The sequence below is a fragment of the Actinospineispora eucalypti genome (assembly GCF_039543365.1).
In the GTDB taxonomy this organism is placed as follows: Bacteria; Actinomycetota; Actinomycetes; order Mycobacteriales; family Pseudonocardiaceae; genus Pseudonocardia; species Pseudonocardia eucalypti.
Genome location: NZ_BAABJP010000024.1, coordinates 132618 through 155822, shown reverse-complemented (window position 1 = coordinate 155822; position 23205 = coordinate 132618). Strand labels below are relative to the sequence as shown.

The following is a 23205-nucleotide window of genomic DNA, read 5'->3' as shown; positions in this document are numbered from 1 at the left end:
CGGGCCGTCAGCGGGTCGTGGGCGCGGGTTGGAACAGCTCGACCAGGTTGCCGGCCGGGTCCTGCAGCAGGACCTGTTGTCCGCCGGGGCCGCTGATGATGTCGTTGCGGAAGCTCACCCCGGCTGCCCGCAGCCGCGCGACCTCGGCGGCGAGGTCCTCGACGACCAGCTGCAGCCGGTTCCAGCCGCCCGGGATGGGGGTGGCGCCGTCGGGCATGGGGCGCGCGGCCGAACTCTTCGGCCCGGCCAGCAGCAGTTGCAGCGGGCCGCGTACGACGGCGGCGAATGCGGGTGCGGCGTCGAAGTCCACGGTGAACCCGAGGTGGGTGGTGTAGAAGTCGACGGCCGCCCGCACGTCGTCGATGAGGTAGCGCACGCGGGCAAGCTCGTTGGGCGCGGTCGTGGTCATGACACACCTCTCGTGGTGGTGGTTTGCGGCGGTATGAATCCGATGCGGGTGTCCAGCTCGATCGCCAGCCGCCGGAACGCCGGATAGGACGCCCCATCGTCACCGCCGGCGGCGGACGGGTCGGGCAGGCTCCAATGCGTCGTGACGGCCGATCCGTGGTCGCGCGGGACCTCGCGGATCTTGTCGCACAACGTGATCACCAAGTCGAAACGCCGGTCCGCCACCGCATCCAGTGGCCGGGGCCGGCGGGGTTCGAGGTCGATGCCGTAGTCCTCGCGCAGCACCCGCACCGTGTTCGGGTGCAGCCGGGGCGCGGGATGACTGCCCGCGCTGGCCACGTCGATCACGACCCCGTCGCCACCGGCACGGTGGCGCAGCAACGCCTCGGCGATCGGCGAACGCGCACTGTTTCCGGTGCACAGGAACAACACCGAGCTGTTCGCCGACCACCGGCGCTTCATGGGTGCGAGGGCGGGGTGCAGAGCGGTGGCGGCGTCGCCGAACGCGGTCGCACAGCGGGCCAGGTCGAGGTGGTAGTAGCTGTCGCGGCCGTCGAAGCTGCTGCGCCGCGCGGTGACCAGGCCGGCTGAGCGCAACAACCGCAGGTGATACGACACCAGGTTCTGCGGCTCATCGACCGCGGCGACCAACTCCCGCACCCGGCGATCGCTGGAGGCCAGTTCGGTCATCAACGCCCAACGCAGCGGGTGCGCGGCCATGCGCATCAGCAGCGGAACCGGCGTCCGATCGATCCTGCCCACACACCGCACAATACATCAAACCAGTTTGATGTAAATGCCCCCTTTTGGGGCCGAAATCAGTCGAGCATGTCGGCGAACATGCCGGGTTCGTAGGAACCTCCCCGCTGATGCACGATCACGGCGAGCCGGTTGGCCGCGTTGATCAGGCCGACCAGGCAGACCAACGCGGCGACCTGGTCGTCGTCGTAGTGCTTGCGAACCTGAGCCCAGGTCTCGTCGGACACGCCGGGGTGGGCGTCGGCGAGCCGGGTGCCCTCCTCGGCGAGCGCCAGGGCGGCGCGCTCGGCCTCGGTGAATACGGTGGCCTCGCGCCAGGCGGCGACCAGGTGGAGCCGGGCCGGGGTTTCCCCGGCGGCCGCGGCGTCCTTGGTGTGCATGTCGATGCACCAGCCGCACCCGTTGATCTGGCTGGCGCGCAGCGACACCAGCTCCTGTGTGGGCTTGGGCAGCGACGACTGCATGACGACCAGGCCGGCGTTGGCGAACCGCTTGCTGAACTTGGCGGCGACCTCGTTGTCGAACAGGTTGAATCGGGCGTCCATGGCTTCGTCCTCGCTGGTCGGGTTTCACTGAACGAACACCAGATGCCGGCAGACCGAGGTCTGTGACAACGTGGCCGCGTGACGCGCGGCACAGTCGGGGGCTGTCACGCGGCGGCGGTGCGCGGCGTCTGATGCGTACCACCGCCGAGAGCGATAGGGGAGCCCGCCCATGGCTGATGACCGTCCGGATCCCGCCACCGAGGCGTTCCTCGCCCACCGCAACCTGCTGTTCACCGTCGCCTACGAGATGCTCGGCTCGGCCGCCGACGCCGAGGACGTCCTGCAGGAGACCTGGCTGCGGTGGGCCGGTGTCGATCTCGCCGCGGTGCGCGACCAGCGTGCGTACCTGGTCCGGATCACCACCCGGCAGGCCCTCACCCGGCTGCGCACGCTCGGCCGCCGCCGGGAGTCTTACGTCGGCCCCTGGCTGCCCGCGCCGCTGCTCACCGCGCCCGACGTGGCCGAGGACGTCGAGCTCGCCGACAGCGTCTCGATGGCGATGCTGCTGGTGCTGGAGACGCTCACGCCGATCGAACGCGCCGTGTTCGTGCTGCGCGACGTGTTCGACCTGGCCTACGACGAGATCGCCGAAGCGGTGGACAAGAGCCCGGTGGCGGTCCGCCAGATCGCGCACCGGGCGCGGTCGCACGTCACCGCGCGCCGACCGCGTGGGGTCGTTTCCTCGGCCGACACCCGGGCGGCGCTGGATGCGTTCCAGCGGGCCGTCGAAACGGGCGACCTGCAGGGCCTGCTCGACATCCTCGCGCCGGACGTCGTGCTCCTGGGAGACGGCGGCGGCCTCGCCCAAGCCGCGCGCTCGCCCATCGTCGGGGCCCACCGGGTGGCTCGCGTGCTGGCCAACGGGCTGAACCGGATCCCCGCCGAGATGTCGCTGCGCCCGGCGCAGGTCAACGGCTACCCGGCGCTGGTTCTCCGACACAACGGCGAGGTCGACACCGTCGTCACGGTGCGCATCGACGACGGCCTCATCACCGGCCTCTACGCCGTGCGCAATCCGGAGAAGCTGTCCCACATGAAGCGGGAGACCGCGCTGCGCCGCTGAGCCGTGGTCATCGGGGGGCGGCGCCGATGCGGCATGATGATCAGCTCAGGACCTGGCCCCGGAGTCCGGCACCCCGGCGTAGTCGGGCAGCTCGACGCCGTTGATCGCGCGCTCGATCAGCTCGAGGTCCCATTCGGGCTCCGTGCTCGGCCCGGTGTCCGGCCCGGGGGCCTCACGGCTGCGCACGTGCAACCGGCCGATCTCCTGGTTGGCCCCGACGAACGGGCGCATCCGCCGCTCGTAGCCGGCGAACCCGGCCTCCGGGTCCCACCCGGCGGCGGCCAGCTCGCCGGCCAGCAGGTAGGCGCCGACCAGGGCCAGCCCGGTGCCCCCTCCGGACATCGGCGACGAGCAGAATGCCGCGTCACCGAGCAGCGCCACCCGCCCGCTCGACCAGCGCTCCATCCCCACCTGGGCGACCTGGTCGAGGTAGAAGTCCGGGGTGTCGTCCAGGTGCGCGAGGATCCGCGGGGTCAACCAGCCCAAACCAGCCATCCGCTCGCGCAGCAGGCGTTTCTGGGCGGCGACGTCGCGGTGATCGATGTCGAAGTCGGCCGAGGGGAACCCGAACATAGCCATCGCCCGGGTGGCGTCCTGGATGGGCCGCAGCCCGGCGGAGCGCCCGGACTCCTGGTCCTGGTAGTCGATCAGCCAGCGGTCCAGCCCGAACTCGTTGGGCACGCTGTAGAAGGCCAGCACCAGCCCGAGGTGGCGGATGAACCGCTCGCGCGGCCCGAACACCATCCCGCGCAGCGCCGAGTGCAGCCCGTCGGCGCCGACCACCAGGTCGAAACGCCGCCGGCCGCCGCCCGCGAAGGCCACGTCCACCCCGTCCGGGTCCTGGGCGAGCTCGGCGATCCGGTCGCCGAAGACGTACTCGACACCGTCGCGGGTGTCCCCGTAGAGCACCCGGGACAAGTCCCCGCGCAGGATCTCGATCTCCGCGATGAACCCGTCACCACCGTGGTCATCGGCGCGGAAGGTCTCCAGCACGTTCCCGTCCACGTCCACGGTGTAGGCGCCGGCGGTCTCGGTGCGAGCCGCCCGGACCGCCGCGTCCAGCCCCATCCGCCGGATGACCTCCTTGGCCACCCCTCGCGCGTCCACCGCCTGCCCACCGGGACGCAGCCCCGGGGACCGTTCCACCACGGTCACCTCGGCCCCCCGCCGGCGCAGCCAGTGGGCCAGCGCCGGCCCCGCGATGCTCGCCCCCGCCACCAACACCCTGATACCGCTCACAACGCCCCCTGCCCGTCCGATCCGTGTCGATGATGCGAAGCGCCCCATTCTCAGCCCGACCCATCCAGGCAGTCAGACCCGGGCGCGGCCAGAAACTCATCGCTGATGTCGCCGCCGCCGCGTGATCACCGCTACGCGCTGGAGGCGGCGAGATAACCCGCCAGGCCGAGGAAGCAGGCGCCGGTGAGCTGCTCGATCCGGCGGCGGACCTTGCCGGGCACGGTGCCGGAGCCCGAGCGGGAGCAGACACGGAGCCGGGCACCGATGGTCGCGTAGCCGAGGGCGACGACGGTCTCGATCATCAGGTAGGCCGCGCCGAGGAGTGCCAGTTGCAGCGCGAGCGGTTCCTGCCCGGGGGCGGTGAACTGGGGCAGCAGCGCCGCGAACAGCAGCATCGCCTTCGGGTTGGTGATCGCGACGAGGAACTCCTGGCCGGCCAGCCGCCGGCTGTCCACCGCCGGGGGTTCCGCCGCGGTCATCGACTCGCGGGCGGAGCGCCGCAGCGTGACCAGCCCGATCCACACCAGGTACACGACGCCGGCCCACTTGATCACCGTGAACGCCACGACCGAGGCCGTCAGCACTGCGCCGAGCCCGATCACCACGAGCCCGATGAACACCACAAAGGCGACGAGCCGGCCGAGCACGGCGATCATCGCCGGCGCCATCCCGTAGCGCACCGCGTTGCGCAGCCCCAGCAACTGGTTCGCCCCCGGGATCATCGACACGAGCACGGCCGCCGGGACAAACCCCATCCAGTTGATCACAGCACACCCTTCCGGTCCTTACCTGGTAGGGACCACTCTCGCCGGTCGCTGCTGAGAGTCAGGTGTCAAACAGCTCAGGAGTGAAGATTTCCTCGGCGGTCATCGGGCGACGCCGTAGGCCCACCAGTCCTGTCCGAGCAGGCGGTGTTGTCTTCCACCAGTCGGCTGGCCCAGGGCAGCATGACGGTCATCTGGTTGAAGATCCGCCCGGTCCGGTAGCGCCGTGCGGTGAGATCCTTGGCCGCACAGAATCCCTGGTAGAGGGCTCGCGCCAGGTCGGGGTGCTCGCCGAGCAGCTCACGCGAGACGGCCACGGTGTGCATGATCGGGAAAATCCCGGTGCGCCGGTAGTAGTCGCGTTCGACCGCCGCCGGGTCGTCGAACAGCGGCCGGACCTTCGGTGATCCGTTGAGCACGCACTGTGGCACGTCGGCGGAGATCAGCGCGTCGATCTCGCCGTCCTCCAACATCGGGCCCCAGGCCTTGCCGGGCGGGGCCTGGGCGATTTCGACGTCGGCCGGGTGGGGGTGGGAGACGAAGTCCAGCGGTCGCATGGACCAGTCGAAGCCACCGACGACCCACCGACACCGCTCGGGTTGCACGCCGTGGTCGTCGGACAGGATGCCTTTGATCCAGAAGCTGGCGTCGTGGCCGTAGAGCGCGAACTCCCCCACCGTCTTTCCCGCCAGGTCGGCCGGGGCCGTGATCCCGCTGTCGACGTTGACGTAGATCGCCGAGTGCCGGAACTGGCGATTGGGGAAGACCGGCAACGCGATGAATGGCGGGTCCGGTTCCTCGAGTGTGCGCAGGTAGTAGGTCATGCCGCCCGGGTGTGTTCGTAGTCCATGCAGCCGATCGTGAGTTCCAGGTTCCGCACCATCATTCGGTGGGGATCAGGGTCAGCGCGAGGGGCTGAATGGCCGCGCCGGCCGCGGTGGTCCAGTTGCCGGCGAACTGGGTCAGCAGCTGGTTGGTGCCCAGAACGTCAGCGCCGGCCCGCTCCATGCGGCGGATGGCGTACCGGTCGCCGTCCACGGTCAGCGAGCCCCCGGCGTCGGCAATGACCTGCACGTTGTAGCCCTGCTCGAGCGCGGTCAGTACGGGATACACCGTACAGACGTCGTTGGTAACGCCGGCGATCACCAGGTTGCGGCGCCCGGTGGCCTTGACCGCGTCCGCGAATCCCGGGTCGTCCAAGGCGTTGACCACGCCGGTGCGCTGCACTCGCTTGGCGAATGCATCCGGTGCGGCCTCCTGAATTCCGGCCACCAGAGGACCCTGGGGGTGGTCCTCCATGGAGGAGGTCAGCACCAGAGGAATGTTCAAGCCAACGGCGGCCTCGGCGATCAGCGTCGCGTGCTTGATGAGCAGCTCCCGATCCATGGAGCGCACCCAGCTGATGGTGCCCACCTGGTGGTCGATGAGCAGAATCGCGGCATCATCGGCGGTGAAATGGTGAATCGCCACGGAAGTTCCTTCCAAGGTCATGGATGGGTGGTGCTCCGTACCTCGAGCAGGACCACGGGGATGGTGCGATCGGTCTTGTCCTCGTAGGACTGGAAACCTGGATAGCGGGTCTTCTGGGTCTGCCAGATCGGTTCCCGCTCCGCCTCGTCGAGGACGCGGGCACGGACCGGCACCGTGCTGGTGCCGACCTCGATCGTTGCATCGGGGTTGGCCATGAGATTGAGGAACCAGTCGGGGTCCACATCGGCACCCGCCTTGGACGCGAACACCGCGTAGGCGTCCCCCACCCGCTGGTACATCATCGGGTTGATCCGCTCCGCGCCACTACGCCGCCCAACGTGATGCAGCAGCAGCAGTGGAGCGCCTTCGAACGGACCGCCCACGTGCCCCCCATTCGCACGGAACTCGTCGATGATCTTTTGGTTCCGATCGCGCGTGGCGTTCATGGACTTCTCCTCACCCGACCCCGCGAGCTCGCCGGTCACAGCCGGATTATTTCGTCCGCTTTTGTAGTGGGTCAAGGATGTTATGCCGGGCCAAGGCGCCTTCCAGCTAGCAAGGCGGCCCACTATAAACTGGAAGCCCTACTCCGGATACGCTAGCTTGAGCTCGCGACCAACAACGCTATCCGTGCCCAGGAGATCCGCATGTCCACGGACACCCCCGAGCCCCTCCCACCCGATGACCCCACCCGAGAACTGACCGTGGTCTCCCCCGATGACCCGGGACTGCGGCACATCGGTCTGGTCGGCGACACCTACACCGTGCTGGTCAACGGGAAGAACTCCGCCGGCCGGTACTGCCTCATCGACATGCTCATCCCACCGGGCGGAGGTCCCGGCCCGCACCGGCACGACTTCGAAGAGATGTTCAGCCTGCTCGAAGGGGAGGTCGAGTTCACCTTCCGAGGTCAGCGGCAGACCGTGCGCGCCGGTCAGACGGTCAACATCCCGGCGAACGCCCCACACTTCTTCCGCAACGCGAGCGGCTCGACCGTGCGGATGTTGTGCATGTGCACCCCGGCGGGCCAGGAGGAGTTTTTCGCCACCGTCGGTGTCTCCGTCCCCGGCCGGACCTCCCCCGCGCCGGTGTTCGAAGGCGCGGACCTGGAGAAACAGCTGCGGAACTTCGCCAAGTACGCGCCCCGGTACCGCACCGAGATCCTGCCGCCGGCCTGAGGTCACGCCACGGGGCGCCGGGCCTACGGCTTGAGGGCCAGCGCGCCGTAGGCATCCATCGGTGCCGGCTCCAGTCCGGCCTCGGCCAGGTCGGGGCGCCATTGGGTGAGAGGCACCATGCCCGGTTCCAGCATCCGCATGCCGTCGAAACAGCTGGCCAGCTGCTCCGGGGAGCGCAGGTGGTAGCGCAGCGCGCCGGTCTGGGCGAGCAGTTCCTCACCCCGGCGAGCCGCTTCGCTGGTGTTGGTGACCCCCCACAGCACCGCGTAGCTACCCGGGGCCGCCGCCTCCATCACCCGGGACACGATCGCGCGCTGGTCCGCGAAATCGGCCACGTAGCCGAGCACGCCCATGAACATGGCCAGGATCGGCCGGTCGAAGTCCAGCACCTCGCGGGCCCCGGAAATGATCAGGTCCGGCTCGAAGTACTCCGCGTCCACGTAGGCGGTCATCCCCCGCGGCGTGGTGTTGACCAGCAATGCTCGCTGGTGTGCCTGCACCAACGGGTCCCCGTCCACGTAGGCGATCCGCGCGTCCGGCGCGAACCGCTGCGCCACGTCGTGCGTGTTCGATGTCGCCGGCAACCCGTTGCCGAGGTCCAGGAACTGCCTGATCCCGGCTTCGACCGTCGCGTAGCGCACCACGCGCTCCAGGAACCGCCGCGACTCCAGCGCGATCCGGCGGATGTCCGGGTAGATCTCGGCCACCGCCTCACCGGCGGCCCGATCGACCGGGTAGTGGTCCTTGCCGCCCAGCCAATAGCTCCAGATCCGGCCCCGGTGCGGCACGTCAAACCGGATCTTCTCGGCCGGCACATGCTTCGGACCAAAGGATAAGTCGGCCACCTGACCTCGCCTTCGAGAGGACCACAACGGTAGCCGATCACCGGTCGTGTCGAGCCACCCGCCACCTAACCGAGACCGGCGTGGGATGTCATCGCCGCTCACCTCCGGTGCGAGGATCCTCTCGACAAAGCGGGCGCCCGCCCCGGAGAATCACGCCATTCGGTGACGGTCTCGCCACGCGAGCCAGGGGAGAAATAGATTCCGGGTATCTTCGCCGGCGGTCGTTCGTGGGCACACCGCTGCTTCGGGCCGGGTGCTGTCGAGCGTTGAACCCTTGGGGGGAGTCAGTTGGCACCGGTGACCGAGCGGGGCGAGTCGCCGTTGGGGCCTGGTTCGCGGGCTCTGCGGTTGGTTGTGGGCGCGCAGCTGCGCCGGTTGCGTGAGGCCGGCGGGATCTCCCGCCAACGGGCCGGGTACGTGATCCGCGGGTCGGAGGCGAAGATCAGTCGCCTGGAGCTGGGCCGGGTCGGCTACAAACAACGGGACGTCGCCGACCTGCTCACCCTCTACGGCGTCCACGACCCGCGCGAACGCGAGGAGTTCCTGAACCTCGCGCAGCAGGCATCACTGCCCGGCTGGTGGCAGAAGTACGGCGACGTCCTACCCAGCTGGTTCGAGATGTACGTCGGCCTGGAGCAGGCCGCCGACGTCATCCGCGGCTACCAGGTGCAGTTCGTACCCGGCCTGCTGCAGACCGCCGACTACGCCCGAGCGGTCATCCTCCTCGGCCACCCCAGCACCCGCGCTCGGGACATCGACCACCGGGTCAGCCTCCGCCTGGCCCGCCAGGAACTACTCACCAGGCCGCACGCCCCACGGGTTTGGATGATCATGGATGAGGCCCTGCTACGCCGGCCGATCGGCGGCGGCGACGTCATGCGCGCCCAGCTCCAACACCTGATCAACCTCACCGAACTGCCCAACGTGACCCTGCAGATCCTGCCCTTCCAGGTTGGCGGTCACGCCGCTGCCGGTGGCCCGTTCAACATCCTGCGATTCCGCGACCCGGACGTGAACGACATCGTCTACCTCGAACAACTCACCAGCGCCATCTACCTCGACAAACCCGCCGACCTGGACAGCTACCTCATGGTCGTCGACCGGCTCTCCACCGCTTCCATGTCCCCCGTCGAAACCCGCAAGTTCCTGCCCACACTCCTCAAAAACACCTGACCCGGCCGGGAATACCGCCGTCCCTCGAGGTCGGCCGGTTGGGTCAGGAGCCGCTCAGCCGGGCGGGGAGCGGTGTGGGCCACCGATCGCCACCGGGCGGACCGGCGAGTTCGACCCGCCGCGGATCCGCAGCGGCAGGATGAACACCGCCGACAGGTAGACCTCGTCGGCGGCCAGCTCGCCGAGGTGCATGTTGTGCACCTGGTAGATGCCGGCCTGGGTGAGGTTCTGGTGGTGGATGACGAACGGCAGGTCGGCGGGCGCGTCGGCCGGCGGACCCTCGGTCCCCCGCAGGTAACCGGTCCGCACGGCATCGATGAACGGCACGTCCATGCCGATGCAGACGACGTCCCGCGCGGCGATGTACTCGGCGGCCTCCCGCGACAGACCGGGTCCGGCGCCGTAGTACTCGGTGCGCGCCGGCTCCGGGTTGTCGGCCGCCCACTTCTCGCCCCAGCCGGTGTGGATGAGCAGCGCGTCGCCGGCCAGCAGACCGCGCACGCGCTGCGCGGCCAGCATCGCCTCGAGGTCCTCGGCGGTGACCTGCTCGCCCGCCGACAGACTCCGGCCCCGCAGCCTCTTGGCATCCAGCAGCACGGCGCTGGTCACGATCGGCGGGATCTCGTCGGTGCCCAGACGCAACAGCGGTGACTGGTCGGACGGTTTGACCTCCCGCTGGGTGAGGCCGCCGAAGTACCTGACCTCGCCGTCCTCGAGGTAGCCGAAGTGGCCCAACGCGTCGATCTTCGTGCCTTGGCTGCCGAACTGGCCCGAGACGGTCTCCCCGTTGCCGGCATGTCCGGCGATGAAGTGGGTCGGCCGGTAGGACAGCGAGATCGCGTCGGCGAACGGCGACAGCGGCATGCGATCGGAGTACTCGTGGCTCAGCTCGTAGCAGGGGCGAAGCTTGTCGCCCCGCGCCATCTCGGCAGCCGCCCGCGCGATGGTCTCGAACCCCTGGTCGCCGCCGTTCCCGATCCGCATGATCACGACGATAGACAACGCCGCCGCCGTGTCGCGTGCCGGACGAAGCTCGCGATCTCCAGTGAGGTCGCCGAGGCCGCCCAGACGACCCGCAGTTCGCTGGCGGACAGGCCGGCGACCTGGACGACGCTGATTCCGCGCAACACCAGTTCGGGCAGCAAAGACTCGGGGACGAAGCCGATCGCGCCGCCCAGCCGGATGCCGGCGACGTACTGCGCCGCGTCCGTTACCGACGGACCGGGCTTCCAGGCGTGCGGGGCCAGGTCGCTGCCGGTCCAGTAGGCGGTTTGGGCGGGAGTGTCCCCGGACCAGGTCGGGATCGTCTCGCCGTCGAGCTCGGCCCGTTCGATCACCCGGCGGGACGCGAGCGGATGGGCCTCCGGTAGCAGCGCCACGCGGGGGTCGGCGCGAAACAGGTCACTGTCGAGGCCGCCGAAGTCCATGGGTGAACGCACCAGGGTCACGTCGGTCATCCCGGTGCGGACTTCCTCCACCTGCACCCGCCCGTCCACCACCGCTGCCCGGGCGGGAGCACGATCGCGATGCGTGGCGTTGTAGGAGCCGACGAGAGTCTCGAGCGTGTCGATGTCGCAGGCGCGCGCCGTGACCCGGGGCCGCCGGGTGTCCCGTCGCCGCCCGGTGGCCCGGGAAACGGCCGCCCGCGCGGCATCGTCGACCGCGCGGGCGTCGTCCCGCAACGCCCTACCGGCATCGGTCAACGTCGCTCCGTGACGATCACGGACGAACAGTTGGGTCCCGAGCATGGTCTCCACCGCCCGGATCGCCCGGGACAGCGCCGGTTGGGTCATGCCCAACCGCACGGCGGCGCCGGTGAACGTGCCCTCCTCGGCCACGGCGAGGACGTAGCGGAAGTGCCTCAGCTCGATCTCCGGCTCCACGCCCCCCAGCCTGCCAGACCAGCAGCGATGCCGGCCGGGCATGGAGCCATCCCGCGCGGGCCTTGGACACCGCGACTCCTCTCCCGGTGTGCTGGCACCACCGACAGGGAAAGCGGAGGGTTGGGCGATGACTCGGAAAGCAGTCGTCACGGGCGGCACGGGGGGCATCGGCTTCCACGTGGCCATGCAGCTGCGGCGGCAGCACGGATTCAGCGTCACCATCGTCGGCCGGGATCCCGGCCACGGCGACGATGCCGTCCGGGCCATCGGCGGGGACACCCGGTTCCTACGGGCGGACCTCTCCTCGCTGAACGAGGTGCGCACGCTGGGCGCGCGCCTCGCCGGGGAAGGACCGCTCCAACTGCTGGTGAACAACGTCGGCGGCATGTGGTCGACGCGCCGGGAGACCGCCGACGGGATCGAGGCCGCCTTCGCCCTGAACCATCTCAGCCCCGCGGTGCTGACCGACGCGCTGCTCGACGCCCTCGGGGCCGCGGCGCCCAGCCGGATCGTCGAGGTCAGCTCGTCGTCGATCACCGCCGCCGTGGTCGACGGGTTGCCGACCTACGAGGAAGTCGAGCAGGACGGGGAGTACTACGGCATGGCGGCCACCGGCCGGGCCAAGCTCGCACACCTTGCGCACGCCCTGGATCTGGCCGACTCACTGAACGGCAGCGGCGTCGGCGTGCTCGTCGTCGATCCCCTCGGCCCGGCGGCGGCAGCGACGCCGAACGCCGCGGCGATGACCCCGGAGATTCTGCCACCGGCATTCCGGGGCCTCTGGGATCAGATCCGACAGGGGCTGCGCCCCGCCGCCGAGGGCGCCCGACCGATCGTCGCCGCCGCAACCGATCCGGCGCTCGACGGCGCGACCGGTGTGGTGCTCGGTCCGGACGCCGCGCCGTCCACGGACCTCCTCCAGTTCCTGACCCCCGAGATCTCCGCGTCCACTCACACACTGACCCGCCGGGTGCTCAGCGGCGTGGGGCACTAGCCACGAAGTCGAGCGGTTCGAGGCGCCGCGCGGTCGCGGAGGACCAGCGCGAATGCGGCCCGTCGGCCTACTTCTCGCCGATGAGTTCGGTGGCCGGCAGGGCGGAGAGCACGGCCAGTGCCCGCAGGAACGCCGCGCGGTCGGCCGGGGCGAGATGGGCGAGCACGCGCTCCTCGCCGCGCTGGATGTCGTCCTGGACCTCACGGCGCTTCCGGCGGCCGTTTTCGGTGATGCCGACGAAACGGGCGCGCCGGTCCGCCGGGTCTCGTGTTCGTTCGAGCAGACCGTTGTCCTCGAGTTCGTCCAGCACGCCGATGATGCGGCTCTTGTCCGCGCCGATGGACTCCGCGAGCGCGACCTGGGTCCGGACCGGGTGGCCGTCCAGGGCGTTGAGCACGACGTAGCCCCACATGCTCAGTCCGTGGGCCCGCAGCACCGGCTGCTCGGCGGCGATCAGCGCCCGTTGCAGCGGAGCGACCATCGCCGCGAGATCCCGTCGCTGACTGGCCATGATCAGCATAATAACGACCTTGACCAGTTGATAAGCGTCAGCTTATCGTAAGCAGGTGCATATCAATGAGCTGCTGGATCATCACCGCACCGCGATCCGCACCAGCATCTCCGTCGTCGCCGAGATCCACGCCGACGACCTGGATCGGCCCACGCCCTGTGCCGAGTGGACCCTGGCCGACCTGCTGGCCCACATGACCGCTCAGCACCACGGCTTCGCCGCCGCCGCCCGAGGCCGTGGAGGTGACCGCACGCCGTGGCGGGTCCGACCCGCCGGCCCGAGTCCGGCGGCCGAATATGCCGATGCGGCCGAGGACGTCCTGGCCGCGTTCGCCGAGCCGGGGGTGCCGCACCGGGAGTTTCACCTGCCGGAGTTCCACCCCGTGTCGCATTTTCCCGCCGCCCGGGCGATCGGCTTCCATCTGATCGACTACGTGGTGCACGGCTGGGACGTGGCGCGGGCACTCGACCTCCGGTACCACCTGCCCCCGGAACTGGCCGGACCGGCGCTGCGGATCGCGTTGGCCGTGCCCAACGGTGACAACCGGCTGGCGCCCGGCGCGGCGTTCCGGCCCGCGCTGGACACGAGCGACGATGCGGACCCACTGCACCGGATCCTCACCGCGTTGGGGCGCGCGCCGGATTGGCCACGGTAGATCCGCATGACCCGTCGGATGCCCCGTCAATCGGCCACCACATGGTGCAGGGCATCCGTCATCACCGATGCCGCCGGTGAGGGATCGACGGCCGTGACAGCGAGGATGGCGCGGCCGCTTGCCGCTTCGTCGCGGACGGGCAGCCACCGCACCCCGGCCGGCAGCATGTCCGCCGCCAGCCGGGGGACAACCGCGACGGCGAGACCGGCGGAGACCAGTCCCAACCGCGTCGGCCAGCTGCGCACCCGGTAGCCGATCCTGGGCCGGGCGAGGGTGGGCCAGGCGCCGAACTGCGGCTCGCCCGGCTCACCCGCCCCGACCACCCAGATCTCCTCCACCAGGTCGGCGACCACGAGCGCTTCGCGGTCGGCAAGGCGGTGCCCTCTCCCCACCGCCACCCCGCCGCCCTGGCCCAGCTCGAGCCGCTGGCTTCGCAGACCCCGCAGGTCGTGGTCGGGCAACCCGTCCCCGGTCGCGACCACGACCACCTCGACCCGGCCCGCGCGCAGCTGACGCAGCTGGGCGGGGCTCGACCCCTCGAGCAGGACCACGCGCAGGTCCGGGTGCTGATCGGCCAGCCGGGCCATCGCCCTCGGCACCAGGGACGCCGCGGCCGTCGGGAACGCGCCCACGACCAGCCGGCCGGCGAGGCGGTCGCGCAGGCCGGCCAGCTCCAGGGCGAGGCCGTCTATCTCCGCCACCAGCCGTTCGCCCCGGCGCGCCACCACCGCCCCCGCCGCGGTCGGCCGAGCCCCCCGCGGCCCACGCACGAACAGCGCCGTCCCCGCCGCGGCCTCCGCCGCCGCGACCAGCCTCGACACCCCGGACTGCGTGTAGCCCAGCTCCGCCGCCGCCGCACTGAACGACCCCAGCCGCGCGACCGCCCGCACCGCCCGCACCTCCGCCATCGTGAACTCGGACATGCCGCCAGTATGACTATCACTCATCGCTGGGATGCTGGATCACCGTTTGAATCATGCCCTGAGCCCCTGCCACCGTCGAGGACATGGACGAAACAACCATGACCTCCGCACCCGCCCGGCCGGCGACGTGGTTCATCACCGGCGCCTCCCGCGGGTTCGGACGCCTGTGGTCCGAGGCGGCGCTGGAACGAGGAGACCGCGTCGCCGCCACCGCCCGCGACATCTCCACGCTCGCCCCGCTGGTCGACCGCTTCGGCGAATCGGTGCTGCCCGTCGCGCTCGACGTGACCGATCGCGCCGGGGCCGTCGCCGCCGTGCGCGACACCGCGCGGCGGTTCGGCTCGCTGGACGTCGTGGTCAACAACGCCGGCTACGGCCACTTCGGCGCCGTCGAGGAGCTGACCGAGGCCGAGCTGCGGGACCAGCTCGAGACCAACTTCTTCGGCGCGGTCTGGGTCACCCAGGCGGCACTACCGATCATGCGCGCCCAAGGGTCCGGGCACATCCTGCAGGTCACCAGCGAGGGCGGCGTGCGCGCCTTCCCCGGGATCGGGGCGTACCACGCGTCCAAATGGGCGCTGGAAGGGCTGTCGGACTCCCTCGCCCAGGAGACGGCGGCGTTCGGCATCCACATCACCTGCGTCGAGCCCGGCCCCTACCGCACCGGTTGGCTCGACGTCGGCGCCCGCCAGAGCGCGGCCCTGCCCGCCTATGCCCGGCTCCGGGACACCCCCATGACCTTCGACACCGGTGACCCCGAGGCTACGAAAGCCGCCATCCTGCGGGTCGTGGACGCCGACCCGCCCCCGCGCCGGGTCTTCTTCGGCAAGTGTCTCGACAACGTCCGCCGCGACTACACGGACCGCCTCGCCGAATGGGACCGATGGCAGCCCCTCGCCCTCGCCGCCTTCGGCGACACCTAGGAAGTCCAGCCCGGACGCGGCCCGCGTTCAACGATCACGTGGACGGCGGAACGGGCTCTAGTGGGGGCGGCCGAGGCGCAGCGCGGAGACCAGGAAGAAGACGCCGCCGAGCAGGGCGTAGCCGGCAAGGTTGCCCAGCGAGGCGCCCGGGGCGGCGGCCTGCGGGAAGAACGAGATCCCGGCCAGCGTGGAGATGCCGCCGCTGGCGATCATGGCCCACTGGCCTCCGAGCTTGCGACGCCGCAGGGCGACGACGAGCTGGACGAGGCCCGCCACGACGGCCCAGGCCCCCCATACCCGCAGCACCGCCGGGATGCCGGAGGTGACCGCGAAGACCAGTCCGGCGGCGGCGACCGCACTGATCGCGATGTTGACGTAGAGGCCCTGGACGGACCGGCTGCCCCGGGAGGAACGGGCGTCGACGACGGCGGCACCCATGTCGAACAGCGGGTAGATCACCAGCAGGGCCGCGCTCACCGGCCCGATCCCGGACGCGGTCGAGAAGAGCCCGGCGGCCCAGGTCAGAGCGAACCCGAAACGGACGAGATAGAGCCGGCGAAGCGCCGGCGCGGCGATGGCCGGGGCGGTCGTCGTGGTCATGGCGATTCCTCTCCGTGGAGCAGGCAGTTAGTAGAAAGACCGTTCTCTCTTGCAACCGTGCCGAGTCTGACACACGGGGGCCGACGACTGCAAGACCGATCGTTCTTTCTGCTACGGTTGCCCCATGGCGGCACTTGGGCGTTCCGAGGCCCGGGAACGGCTGTTGTCCACGGCCAGCGGGCTGTTCTATCGCGAGGGGATCCGGGCGGTCGGGGTCGAGCGGATCCTCGCCGAGGCCCCGGCCACGCGCGCGACGTTCTACCGGCACTTCCCCTCGAAGGAGGACCTCGTCCTCGCCTACCTGCGCGGCGTCGACGCCCACATCCGCGCCGAGGTGCAAGCGGCCGTCGATGCCGCGCCGGCGCCGGCCGACGCGTTGCGCGCGATCGGCACCACCGTCGCCGACGACCTGGCCAGACCGGAGTTCCGAGGGTGCGCCTTCCTCAAGGCCGCCGCCGAGTACCCCGACCCCAGCGACCCGGTGCGCCAGGTGATCCTCGATCACCGAAGCTGGTACGTGACCACGCTCGCCGAACTGTTCACCCAGGTCTTCGAGGACTCACCGCGGCGCCCCAACCCGGAGCACGCCGCGCGGCACTTCGTCATGATGCGCGACGGCGCCATGACCGGCGCCCACCTCGACGGGGTCCACAGCGTCGGCGCCGCGTTCCACCGAGGCGTCGAGGGCCTGCTCACCGTCCTCCACTGAGCCCCCTCGCTTTTCTGCACGCTGGAATCTTGTGGAGCTGGGCGGCGGGTGCGAGCAGTGTGCGGGCATGACCGGTGCCGCGCGAAGGAGCCAGGAATGACCGAGTCCGCGAGGTTGCCCGCTCCAGTGGCCCAGGCGCTGGACCGGGAGTGGCGGCTGCTGATCGGCGGAGGGCTTCGCGGCAGCCGGTCCGGCCGCACGTTCGAGCGGGTGAGCCCGGTGACCGAGACCGTGATCGCCCGGGTGCCCGACGCCGGCGTGGCCGATGTGCAGGATGCCGTCGAGGCCGCCCACCAGGCCCGCGAGGTGTGGCGGGACACCCCGGCGCCCGAACGGGCCGCCGCCGTCCGCGCGCTCGCCGACCTGGTGGAGCGGCACGCCGAGGAACTGGCGCTGCTGGACGCCATCGACGCCGGCTCCCCCATCTCGAACTCCCGGGCCGACGTCGCCGTGGCGGTGTCGCAGCTGCGCATGTTCGCCGGGCTGGCCCTGGAGCTGAAGGGCGACACCATCCCGGCGAGCAATGCCCTGCACCTCACGGTGCGGGAACCGGTCGGCGTGACGGCGCGGATCGTTCCGTACAACCACCCGCTGATGTTCGCCTGCAAGATCGCGGCCCCGCTGGTGGCCGGCAACCCGACGGTGCTCAAGCCGCCGGAGACCGCGCCGCTGTCCGCGCTGCGCCTGGCCGAGCTGGCCCGGGGGGTGTTCCCGCCCGGGGTGTTGTCGGTGGTCGTCGGCGACGGGCCCGAGGTCCCGGACGCGCTGGTGCGCCATCCCCGCGTGCGGCGGATCGGGTTCATCGGATCCGAGCCGACCGGGCGGGCGATCCAGCGCGCGGCCGCGGAGTCCGGGGTCAAGGACGTCACGCTGGAGCTGGGTGGGAAGAACGCCATGGTGGTCTTCTCCGACGCGGACCTGCCGGCCGCCGCCGAGGGCGCGGTGTTCGGCATGAACTTCACCTGGTCCGGCCAGTCCTGCGGGTCCAACTCGCGGCTGCTGGTACAGCGGGAGATCCACGACGAGCTGGTCGCCCGGGTCGTCGAGCTGGTCGAGGCCCGCCGGATCGGCGATCCCCTGGCCGAGTGGTCGGAACAGGGAACCATGATCAACCGGGCGCAGTACGACAAGTCCCTGCGCTACATCGACATCGCCACCGGCGAAGGCGCGAAGGTCGCCACCGGTGGCGGGCCTCCGAGCGGCCCGGGGTTCGAGCGCGGCCTGTACGTGCGGCCCACCGTGCTCACCGGCGTCACACCCTCGGCCCGGATCGCCCGGGAAGAGGTGTTCGGCCCGGTGCTCTCGGTGATCCCGTTCGACTCCGAGCGCGAGGCGGTCGAGATCGCCAACAGCGTCGACTACGGGTTGACCGCCAGCGTGTGGACCCGCGACCTGGACCGTGCCCACCGGGTGGTGCGCGCCTTCGAGGCCGGCCACACCTGGATCAACGGCTCCTCCCGGCATTTCCCGAACGTCCCGTTCGGCGGGGTCAAGGGCTCCGGGGTCGGCCGCGAGGAGAGCCTCGAAGAGCTGCTCAGCTACACCGAGCTCAAGGCGATCAACGTGATGTTCCGCCTATGATCGCCGGCACGATGAACCCGGTTCACCGCCGCGATGGCGGTCTGTGCCGCCCTCGTGCTGGCCGGTGCGGTTACCGCCCTCGCGGTGCCCGGTCGAGGTCGTCACGGCGCAAAGTCCGCGCCATATGCGGCGTGACGATTTCCTACGCGGCGTCGAGCGGTAACTCCATACTTGACAACAAGACCGAACCCAATTCATCCCTATTCAAACAAACGGGGTTGCATACGGTCACACATAACGCCGCGCGACGCGAACATGCTGATCAACGATGCCCGGGAAGCTGTCGCCCGGCGTCCGGGTTTCCGGCTCCGGGCGACAGCTCCTCCCCCGACCGGCCCACTTGTCCCTGGGCGAGCCGTCCGGCAAACGTAGAGTACCGCCGCCCAGAATTCCATCGTTGAACGGAAATATAACACCGACGGGGAAGTGCAAAGATTAAGGGCACTGATCACTAATAATTTGTCCGCGTGTTTTGCTGCGACTTAGTTGCGTATACATGTAGCGTATTCGAGCCCGGATGAGCTGCCCCCTGGTATCTCCCCCGACGTCAGGCGGCGGCTCATCCGGGTCCTGTACGCGTCGCTCGAGCGATCTCGTCGAGATACACCCCGTTCGTGCCCGCCAACTCGAACCGCATGTTCCGTCGCCGGTCGATGCCGACCCGAGCGTCCCCGACCGCGCGGACCAGCCGGCGGAGCCGGGGATGCGGGCTGGCCATCACCTGGTCCAGATACGGTTCCCGGCGGAGCAGATCAAGGACCGCGGACGCGAGGTTGATCCCGGCGCGCCGATGGTGCCGCGCGTAGGCGGCGCGGGTCGCGGGGTGGTCGATGATCCGGGCGCTGTCCGGTCCGGAGGCCGGGGTGTACTCGAGGCGCAGCGGGCCGCGCCGGGTGGTGAGCACCACCCTCGGCCAGGGTTCGCCGCCCGGGGGCGCGTCGATCAGTGCCGGCATCCATCCGTGCCGCCGCACCACCTCGAACTGCTGGACCGTCTGGTCGATGAATCGGGCCGGTCCGGGCAGCCACAACCCCGCATGGCCGTTCAGCCGGCCGCCGTCGAGCGACGGGTGGAGCGCTCCGAAGACCGACGATGTCGCCCGCGCGGTGTCATCGACGCGCAGCCGCACGAACGCCGGTTCGGCTCGTACGTCGAATGCCTCGAACGCGGCCTTGAGGATCAGGGCACTGTCCAGGCAGGTGTTGGCCGGCCGGTCGGCGTTGATCCGCAGCCACCACACCGGGATGCCGGCATGCAGCAGCCGGTCGGGGGCCAGGGTCCGGAAAACGGCGTCGACCTCGTCGGCCGGCGCGCCGAGCGGCCGGGGCCGGCCGCTCACAGTGGCAGGTCAGTCGCCGGCATGGGCGATGGCTACCCCGCTACCGCGCCTCCCACACCCGCGTTGTGGCCTACCGGGCCAGGACCAGCGTTGCCGGTGAAGGCGTCGGCACGAACCGGATGTCGCTGAAGCCGGCTTCGGCCAACCAGGCCTGGAAGTCGGCTCTGCGCCAGGTGGCGCCGCTGGTGGTGTTGAGCAGCATCTCGGAGTGGAAGATCAGCGGGAACGGCGGGCCGGAACGGTCGTCGTCGACGACGAAATCGTTGACCACCAGCGTGCCGCCCGGCTTGAGGGCGCGGAGGAACTTGCGGAACACCGCCACGTTGGCGTCCCGGCCCTCCTGATGGGCGATGTGCGAGTAGACCCCGACGTCGTACTCGTCCGTGCCGAACTCGACGGTGTGAAAGTCGCCGTCGATGGTCCGGAACCGGTCACCGACCCCGTGCTGGGCCACGAAGCCGGTGGCGACGCGGTTGACGGTCGGCCAGTCGAGCTGGGTCGCCCGGGCTTGCTGGTTCATGCCGAGCCACACCGCCGAGTAGATCCCCGAGCCGCCGCCCACGTCCAGGATCGAGACCGGGCCCGCGTCGGCCAGTCCGAGCTCCTCGGCCGCGGTGAGGGCGGAGGGAACCGAAAGGGGCGCGATGGCCGGGACCAGACTCTCCCAGAAAGGACTGTCGGGAACGTCGTTGGTCTCCGTGGTGACCGGGACCCCGGTCGCCACGACCTCGGCCAGGACGGCGTGCCGGGTCATGTCGCTGCCCTGGAGTTTGGCGAAGGCGCCGAAGTAGGTGGGCTTGCCCTCGACCAGGAACTCGGCCGACTCGGGCGTGTTGCGGTAGGCCCCGTCGACCACCTCGATCAGCCCCAGTCCCACCAGGCCGTCCAGCACGCACTGGGCGCCCCTTTCCGCGATGCCGGCGCGCTCCGCGACCGCCTTTGCGGTGATGGCGCCGGCCTCGATGTGGGTGAAGATCGCATGGGTGACGCCCGCCCCCAGGATCGATGCTGCCCATGCCCCGGTCGCCAGCTGAAGGATCCGCTCCGGCGAGGGCTGCCTGTCGCTCATGGCCACATCCAAGCAACTCCGCCTTTCAGCGCGCTACCCGACGCCTTTCAACGAGTACGACCGGGCGGCGTCGTCACATCGGCGCGCCCGAGGCGGTCATTGCTATTGAGTAGTCGCGACTGAGGGGGTGGGCATGAACCAGGATGACGCGCTGGCCGAGCGGTTCGAGGCCCACCGCGGCCACCTGCGCACGGTGGCCCACCGCATGCTCGGCTCGGTGGCCGTTGGGGTCCAGCCCGAGCCGGCCGCTGTCGGTCTCGAACCCGACGTAGTACGGCTCGTCCTTCACCGGCTCCATCCCGGTGAAGGCGCGATAGAGCGTCTTCGCCCGCGCGAGATCCCTGACCGGGTGGATGACCGTTTCGATGCCCTCAACCACGTGCTGACTCCTTCCACGGTGCGTCGACGAGATCACGCCGACACTCCGATGACCGTCCGCACGGGCGAAATGTGACCGGTCGGCCGTCACGACGGCAGTGCCTGGCACAGCAGCACGCGCGTGCCCCGCGCGTCGTAGTGGATCAGCACCGAGTCGGTGATGGCCCGCATGAGCTGGATACCCCGCCCGCGAAAGGAGGCCGCACGGGACGGCGGTTTCCACGTTCCGTGGTCGACGATTTCGACGTACAACACGTTCAGCTCGGTCCAGAGCAGCAGTTCCACGACGTCCTGCTCACCGGGGCCGTAGGCGTGCTCGATGGAGTTGGTGGCCGCCTCGTCCACGGCCAGCACCAGATCGGCGGTGGCGGCGGTGTCCAGGCCGAGTCGTTGGAGCCAGCCACGCACGGCACGACGAATCACGGGCAGCTGTCTCGCGTCCGCGGGCCACGAGCGGTGAACGAATTCCACCGCCTCAGAATTTACGGAAGTCACGATATTGCCTTCTTCACGTCGGCACCCGAGCCGCGTCCCGAGCCGCCCGACGGCGCCTAGCGGGGAGCGTCAGGCGAACCGAAGCCCGGTGATCGCCGTATACCCGCCGCCAGGCACGACCAAACGCCCGCCGATCCGAACAAGGCCGATTTCCTCCGGCGGCTGGAAGTTCGCCAAGATCCGCGCGCCGTTCCTCTGGTCGGACCGACGGTTCAGCTGGGCCGGCGGCCGGGGACGAAGACCGCGCTGGCCTGCGCGACCGTGCGCTCGCCGACCATCAGCTCACAGTGGGCGAGGACCACCCGCGAGCCCTGGTGCTGGAGCCTCGACCTGGTGGTGATGACGTCTCCGGGGCGTGCCGTGCCGGACAGGTTCACCGTCATCGAGCTGGTGGTCAGCGGGGTGGGCGGGTCGGTGCTGGAGGCGACGGCGTAGCCGATGGCCAGGTCGGCCAGCGTGGCGAGCACACCGCCGTGCACCGTGCCGGTCCCGTTGAGGTGGCGGGAGTCAATGCGCAGGGCCAGGCGCAGGTCGAGACCCCGGCCCCGGGAGTAGAGCGGGCCGATCAGATCCACGAACGGGCTGGACCGGGAGTGCCGCGCGAACCCCTCCGGCGGCTGGCTCGCGGCGTCAGGAGCGCTCATCACGGCGCCACACCGACCGGCGCGGCCGGCCATTCGCGCGGCATGGGCACCCGCAGCGCCGAGGGTTCGACGGCAGTGTGTTCGAGGGCCGCGTGCAGCCGCCCTTCGCGCAGGGCGACGGCGCCGCCGCGCAACATCGACTCGATCAGCTCGGCGGCGAAGTCCTCGGCGGTACGGCTCAGCAGCCGGGCCGCGTCGCGCAGCCAGGCCCGGGCGTGCAGGTAGGGCTCCACCGAGTCGGCCGGGATGCCGCCCCGGATCATCAGGGCGTAGGCGAAGATCCGCCGCGAGCTGTACCACACGGCCCCGTCGGGATCGTCCACCAGACGCTGGGCCCGGCGCAGCGCGGCGGCCAGTGCCGCGCCGGTGTCGGCGGGTATCGGCCCGTGCGAGGGCAGCAGGACCCTCGGCGCGAGATCGACCAGCCGTTGCAGCGAGTCCAGCGCGACCGTGGCCACCTCGGGGCCGTCCAGGGCGAGGTTCACCATGCCCACGTCGTAGTCCGACAGGGCGTCCCCCACCGCGAGCAGCCGCTCCTCCGGCTGCCACAGCGCCAGGTGGCCGGGCGTGTGCCCCGGGGTGCGGATGACCTCCCAGTCCGAGTCACCGAGCCGGACCACCTGTCCGTCCTCGAGCGCCTCGTCGACGGTGTAGGGCGCGACGGGCTGGTCGAAGTACTCCGCCTGGCAGCAGCCGGGATCCCGCCGGGCCAGCGCGGATGCGTCCGGGGCGCTCGCGGCGATCCCGGCCCCGCCGGCCTGCAGCAGCCCGTTCCCGCCCACGTGGTCGGAGTGCCAATGGGTGTTCACCACCAGGCCCAGCCGTCCGGTGTGCGCGCGCACCCACTCGGCGGTCTCGGCCGCGTGACCGACGAACCCGCTGTCCACGAGTGCCGGCTGCCGCCCGGGCACGAGCAACAGGTTGGCGTCCGGGAACGGCCGGAGCTGCCAGATGAGCCAGCTTGGCAACCGCTCTGCGTCCGACCCCACGGTCCCTCCAATCGGCCGACCGGCCATCGACCCCCCGTGGGAACGTATCTCGGCCGGTTCGATCCCGC

Annotated in this window: 28 protein-coding genes; 8 read left to right on the top strand and 20 right to left on the bottom strand. The window is 70.5% G+C overall.

The window, feature by feature from the left end:
* Positions 1–7 precede the first annotated feature (7 nt).
* Genes ABEB12_RS23150 through ABEB12_RS23140 form a run of 3 tightly spaced genes read right to left on the bottom strand, consistent with a single transcriptional unit; the run spans position 8 to position 1712 of the window.
* On the bottom strand, positions 8–409 hold the full coding sequence (locus ABEB12_RS23150) for a VOC family protein (RefSeq protein ID WP_185060157.1): 402 nt from the start codon (positions 407–409) through the stop codon (positions 8–10).
* The gene (locus ABEB12_RS23145) at positions 406–1170 is read right to left on the bottom strand and encodes an arsenate reductase/protein-tyrosine-phosphatase family protein (protein WP_459115364.1); all 765 of its coding nucleotides are present in this window, start codon (positions 1168–1170) and stop codon (positions 406–408) included. The genes ABEB12_RS23150 and ABEB12_RS23145 overlap by 4 nt, the downstream gene beginning before the upstream one ends.
* Positions 1171–1226: 56 nt before the next feature.
* The gene (locus tag ABEB12_RS23140) at positions 1227–1712 is read right to left on the bottom strand and encodes a carboxymuconolactone decarboxylase family protein (protein ID WP_185060156.1); all 486 of its coding nucleotides are present in this window, start codon (positions 1710–1712) and stop codon (positions 1227–1229) included.
* A 169-nt stretch (positions 1713–1881) separates the two neighbouring features.
* Here ABEB12_RS23140 and ABEB12_RS23135 point away from each other — a divergent pair, with 169 nt between their 5' ends.
* Positions 1882–2775 carry an RNA polymerase sigma-70 factor gene (locus ABEB12_RS23135; RefSeq protein ID WP_185060155.1) on the top strand — a complete coding sequence of 298 codons (894 nt, stop codon included), beginning with the start codon at positions 1882–1884 and terminating at the stop codon, positions 2773–2775.
* A 45-nt stretch (positions 2776–2820) separates the two neighbouring features.
* On the opposite strand, the gene ABEB12_RS23130 is transcribed toward ABEB12_RS23135, so the two are convergent.
* The 5 genes from ABEB12_RS23130 to ABEB12_RS23110 form a co-directional block, all read right to left on the bottom strand.
* Positions 2821–4014, bottom strand: a complete 1194-nt coding sequence (locus ABEB12_RS23130) for an FAD-dependent monooxygenase (protein WP_185060154.1) — start codon at positions 4012–4014, stop codon at positions 2821–2823.
* A 131-nt stretch (positions 4015–4145) separates the two neighbouring features.
* A complete protein-coding gene (locus tag ABEB12_RS23125) occupies positions 4146–4769 on the bottom strand; it encodes a LysE family transporter (RefSeq protein WP_185060153.1) in 624 nt (207 codons plus the stop codon).
* 86 nt (positions 4770–4855) lie between these two features.
* Complete coding sequence (locus ABEB12_RS23120; protein ID WP_185060152.1) at positions 4856–5602, bottom strand: substrate-binding domain-containing protein; 747 nt, start codon at positions 5600–5602, stop codon at positions 4856–4858.
* Between the two features lie 58 nt (positions 5603–5660).
* Positions 5661–6248 carry an isochorismatase family protein gene (locus tag ABEB12_RS23115; RefSeq protein WP_185060151.1) on the bottom strand — a complete coding sequence of 196 codons (588 nt, stop codon included), beginning with the start codon at positions 6246–6248 and terminating at the stop codon, positions 5661–5663.
* Between the two features lie 17 nt (positions 6249–6265).
* The gene (locus ABEB12_RS23110; RefSeq protein WP_345703065.1) at positions 6266–6733 is read right to left on the bottom strand and encodes a nitroreductase family deazaflavin-dependent oxidoreductase; all 468 of its coding nucleotides are present in this window, start codon (positions 6731–6733) and stop codon (positions 6266–6268) included.
* A gap of 162 nt (positions 6734–6895) precedes the next feature.
* Here ABEB12_RS23110 and ABEB12_RS23105 point away from each other — a divergent pair, with 162 nt between their 5' ends.
* A complete protein-coding gene (locus ABEB12_RS23105; protein WP_185060150.1) occupies positions 6896–7426 on the top strand; it encodes a cupin domain-containing protein in 531 nt (176 codons plus the stop codon).
* Between the two features lie 23 nt (positions 7427–7449).
* On the opposite strand, the gene ABEB12_RS23100 is transcribed toward ABEB12_RS23105, so the two are convergent.
* Complete coding sequence (locus ABEB12_RS23100) at positions 7450–8241, bottom strand: SAM-dependent methyltransferase (protein ID WP_185060149.1); 792 nt, start codon at positions 8239–8241, stop codon at positions 7450–7452.
* A gap of 327 nt (positions 8242–8568) precedes the next feature.
* Between ABEB12_RS23100 and ABEB12_RS23095 the strand changes: the two genes are divergently transcribed.
* Positions 8569–9444, top strand: coding sequence for a helix-turn-helix domain-containing protein (locus tag ABEB12_RS23095; RefSeq protein ID WP_345703064.1), 876 nt, complete (start codon positions 8569–8571; stop codon positions 9442–9444).
* A 54-nt stretch (positions 9445–9498) separates the two neighbouring features.
* Here ABEB12_RS23095 and ABEB12_RS23090 read toward each other — a convergent pair whose 3' ends face one another.
* Both ABEB12_RS23090 and ABEB12_RS23085 read right to left on the bottom strand, forming a co-directional pair.
* Entirely contained in the window at positions 9499–10428 is a 930-nt protein-coding gene (locus ABEB12_RS23090; RefSeq protein WP_185060147.1) for a cyclase family protein, read from the bottom strand.
* A gap of 2 nt (positions 10429–10430) precedes the next feature.
* Positions 10431–11327 carry a LysR family transcriptional regulator gene (locus tag ABEB12_RS23085; RefSeq protein WP_345703063.1) on the bottom strand — a complete coding sequence of 299 codons (897 nt, stop codon included), beginning with the start codon at positions 11325–11327 and terminating at the stop codon, positions 10431–10433.
* Between the two features lie 127 nt (positions 11328–11454).
* On the opposite strand from ABEB12_RS23085, the gene ABEB12_RS23080 reads away from it, so the two are divergent.
* Positions 11455–12321 carry an SDR family NAD(P)-dependent oxidoreductase gene (locus tag ABEB12_RS23080; RefSeq protein ID WP_185060146.1) on the top strand — a complete coding sequence of 289 codons (867 nt, stop codon included), beginning with the start codon at positions 11455–11457 and terminating at the stop codon, positions 12319–12321.
* 67 nt (positions 12322–12388) lie between these two features.
* Here ABEB12_RS23080 and ABEB12_RS23075 read toward each other — a convergent pair whose 3' ends face one another.
* Positions 12389–12832, bottom strand: a complete 444-nt coding sequence (locus ABEB12_RS23075; RefSeq protein WP_185060145.1) for a MarR family transcriptional regulator — start codon at positions 12830–12832, stop codon at positions 12389–12391.
* Between the two features lie 55 nt (positions 12833–12887).
* Between ABEB12_RS23075 and ABEB12_RS23070 the strand changes: the two genes are divergently transcribed.
* On the top strand, positions 12888–13487 hold the full coding sequence (locus ABEB12_RS23070) for a TIGR03086 family metal-binding protein (protein ID WP_221497626.1): 600 nt from the start codon (positions 12888–12890) through the stop codon (positions 13485–13487).
* Between the two features lie 26 nt (positions 13488–13513).
* On the opposite strand, the gene ABEB12_RS23065 is transcribed toward ABEB12_RS23070, so the two are convergent.
* Positions 13514–14410: a LysR substrate-binding domain-containing protein gene (locus ABEB12_RS23065; RefSeq protein WP_185060144.1), complete on the bottom strand. Its 897-nt coding sequence runs from the start codon at positions 14408–14410 to the stop codon at positions 13514–13516.
* 83 nt (positions 14411–14493) lie between these two features.
* On the opposite strand from ABEB12_RS23065, the gene ABEB12_RS23060 reads away from it, so the two are divergent.
* Positions 14494–15333 (top strand): SDR family NAD(P)-dependent oxidoreductase, encoded by an 840-nt coding sequence (locus ABEB12_RS23060; protein ID WP_345703062.1) that lies wholly within the window; start codon positions 14494–14496, stop codon positions 15331–15333.
* 57 nt (positions 15334–15390) lie between these two features.
* Here ABEB12_RS23060 and ABEB12_RS23055 read toward each other — a convergent pair whose 3' ends face one another.
* The gene (locus ABEB12_RS23055) at positions 15391–15933 is read right to left on the bottom strand and encodes a hypothetical protein (RefSeq protein ID WP_185060143.1); all 543 of its coding nucleotides are present in this window, start codon (positions 15931–15933) and stop codon (positions 15391–15393) included.
* 124 nt (positions 15934–16057) lie between these two features.
* Here ABEB12_RS23055 and ABEB12_RS23050 point away from each other — a divergent pair, with 124 nt between their 5' ends.
* Entirely contained in the window at positions 16058–16642 is a 585-nt protein-coding gene (locus tag ABEB12_RS23050; RefSeq protein ID WP_185060142.1) for a TetR family transcriptional regulator, read from the top strand.
* 96 nt (positions 16643–16738) lie between these two features.
* Positions 16739–18223, top strand: a complete 1485-nt coding sequence (locus tag ABEB12_RS23045; RefSeq protein WP_185060141.1) for an aldehyde dehydrogenase family protein — start codon at positions 16739–16741, stop codon at positions 18221–18223.
* 559 nt (positions 18224–18782) lie between these two features.
* On the opposite strand, the gene ABEB12_RS23040 is transcribed toward ABEB12_RS23045, so the two are convergent.
* From ABEB12_RS23040 to ABEB12_RS23015, 6 genes are all read right to left on the bottom strand, one after another.
* Positions 18783–19562, bottom strand: a complete 780-nt coding sequence (locus ABEB12_RS23040; protein ID WP_185060140.1) for a hypothetical protein — start codon at positions 19560–19562, stop codon at positions 18783–18785.
* Positions 19563–19632: 70 nt separating this feature from the next.
* Positions 19633–20631: a methyltransferase gene (locus ABEB12_RS23035; RefSeq protein ID WP_185060139.1), complete on the bottom strand. Its 999-nt coding sequence runs from the start codon at positions 20629–20631 to the stop codon at positions 19633–19635.
* 73 nt (positions 20632–20704) lie between these two features.
* Positions 20705–21010, bottom strand: a complete 306-nt coding sequence (locus ABEB12_RS23030; RefSeq protein WP_185060138.1) for a hypothetical protein — start codon at positions 21008–21010, stop codon at positions 20705–20707.
* Between the two features lie 86 nt (positions 21011–21096).
* Entirely contained in the window at positions 21097–21480 is a 384-nt protein-coding gene (locus ABEB12_RS23025; protein WP_345703061.1) for an ATP-binding protein, read from the bottom strand.
* 236 nt (positions 21481–21716) lie between these two features.
* Positions 21717–22148 carry a hotdog domain-containing protein gene (locus tag ABEB12_RS23020; RefSeq protein ID WP_185060136.1) on the bottom strand — a complete coding sequence of 144 codons (432 nt, stop codon included), beginning with the start codon at positions 22146–22148 and terminating at the stop codon, positions 21717–21719.
* Positions 22148–23116 carry an MBL fold metallo-hydrolase gene (locus ABEB12_RS23015; RefSeq protein WP_345703060.1) on the bottom strand — a complete coding sequence of 323 codons (969 nt, stop codon included), beginning with the start codon at positions 23114–23116 and terminating at the stop codon, positions 22148–22150. The genes ABEB12_RS23020 and ABEB12_RS23015 overlap by 1 nt, the downstream gene beginning before the upstream one ends.
* Between the last annotated feature and the right edge of the window lie 89 nt (positions 23117–23205).

Excerpts from the sequence above, each read along its gene's own strand:
- ABEB12_RS23150 (WP_185060157.1), bottom strand. The coding sequence starts at position 409 with ATGACCACGACCGCGCCCAACGAGCTTGCCCGCGTGCGCTACCTCATC.
- ABEB12_RS23140 (WP_185060156.1), bottom strand. The coding sequence starts at position 1,712 with ATGGACGCCCGATTCAACCTGTTCGACAACGAGGTCGCCGCCAAGTTC.
- ABEB12_RS23135 (WP_185060155.1), top strand. The coding sequence starts at position 1,882 with ATGGCTGATGACCGTCCGGATCCCGCCACCGAGGCGTTCCTCGCCCAC.
- ABEB12_RS23125 (WP_185060153.1), bottom strand. The coding sequence starts at position 4,769 with ATGGGGTTTGTCCCGGCGGCCGTGCTCGTGTCGATGATCCCGGGGGCG.
- ABEB12_RS23120 (WP_185060152.1), bottom strand. The coding sequence starts at position 5,602 with ATGACCTACTACCTGCGCACACTCGAGGAACCGGACCCGCCATTCATC.
- ABEB12_RS23105 (WP_185060150.1), top strand. The coding sequence starts at position 6,896 with ATGTCCACGGACACCCCCGAGCCCCTCCCACCCGATGACCCCACCCGA.
- ABEB12_RS23090 (WP_185060147.1), bottom strand. The coding sequence starts at position 10,428 with ATGCGGATCGGGAACGGCGGCGACCAGGGGTTCGAGACCATCGCGCGG.
- ABEB12_RS23080 (WP_185060146.1), top strand. The coding sequence starts at position 11,455 with ATGACTCGGAAAGCAGTCGTCACGGGCGGCACGGGGGGCATCGGCTTC.
- ABEB12_RS23075 (WP_185060145.1), bottom strand. The coding sequence starts at position 12,832 with ATGGCCAGTCAGCGACGGGATCTCGCGGCGATGGTCGCTCCGCTGCAA.
- ABEB12_RS23065 (WP_185060144.1), bottom strand. The coding sequence starts at position 14,410 with ATGTCCGAGTTCACGATGGCGGAGGTGCGGGCGGTGCGGGCGGTCGCG.
- ABEB12_RS23060 (WP_345703062.1), top strand. The coding sequence starts at position 14,494 with ATGGACGAAACAACCATGACCTCCGCACCCGCCCGGCCGGCGACGTGG.
- ABEB12_RS23055 (WP_185060143.1), bottom strand. The coding sequence starts at position 15,933 with ATGACCACGACGACCGCCCCGGCCATCGCCGCGCCGGCGCTTCGCCGG.
- ABEB12_RS23050 (WP_185060142.1), top strand. The coding sequence starts at position 16,058 with ATGGCGGCACTTGGGCGTTCCGAGGCCCGGGAACGGCTGTTGTCCACG.
- ABEB12_RS23045 (WP_185060141.1), top strand. The coding sequence starts at position 16,739 with ATGACCGAGTCCGCGAGGTTGCCCGCTCCAGTGGCCCAGGCGCTGGAC.
- ABEB12_RS23035 (WP_185060139.1), bottom strand. The coding sequence starts at position 20,631 with ATGAGCGACAGGCAGCCCTCGCCGGAGCGGATCCTTCAGCTGGCGACC.
- ABEB12_RS23020 (WP_185060136.1), bottom strand. The coding sequence starts at position 22,148 with ATGAGCGCTCCTGACGCCGCGAGCCAGCCGCCGGAGGGGTTCGCGCGG.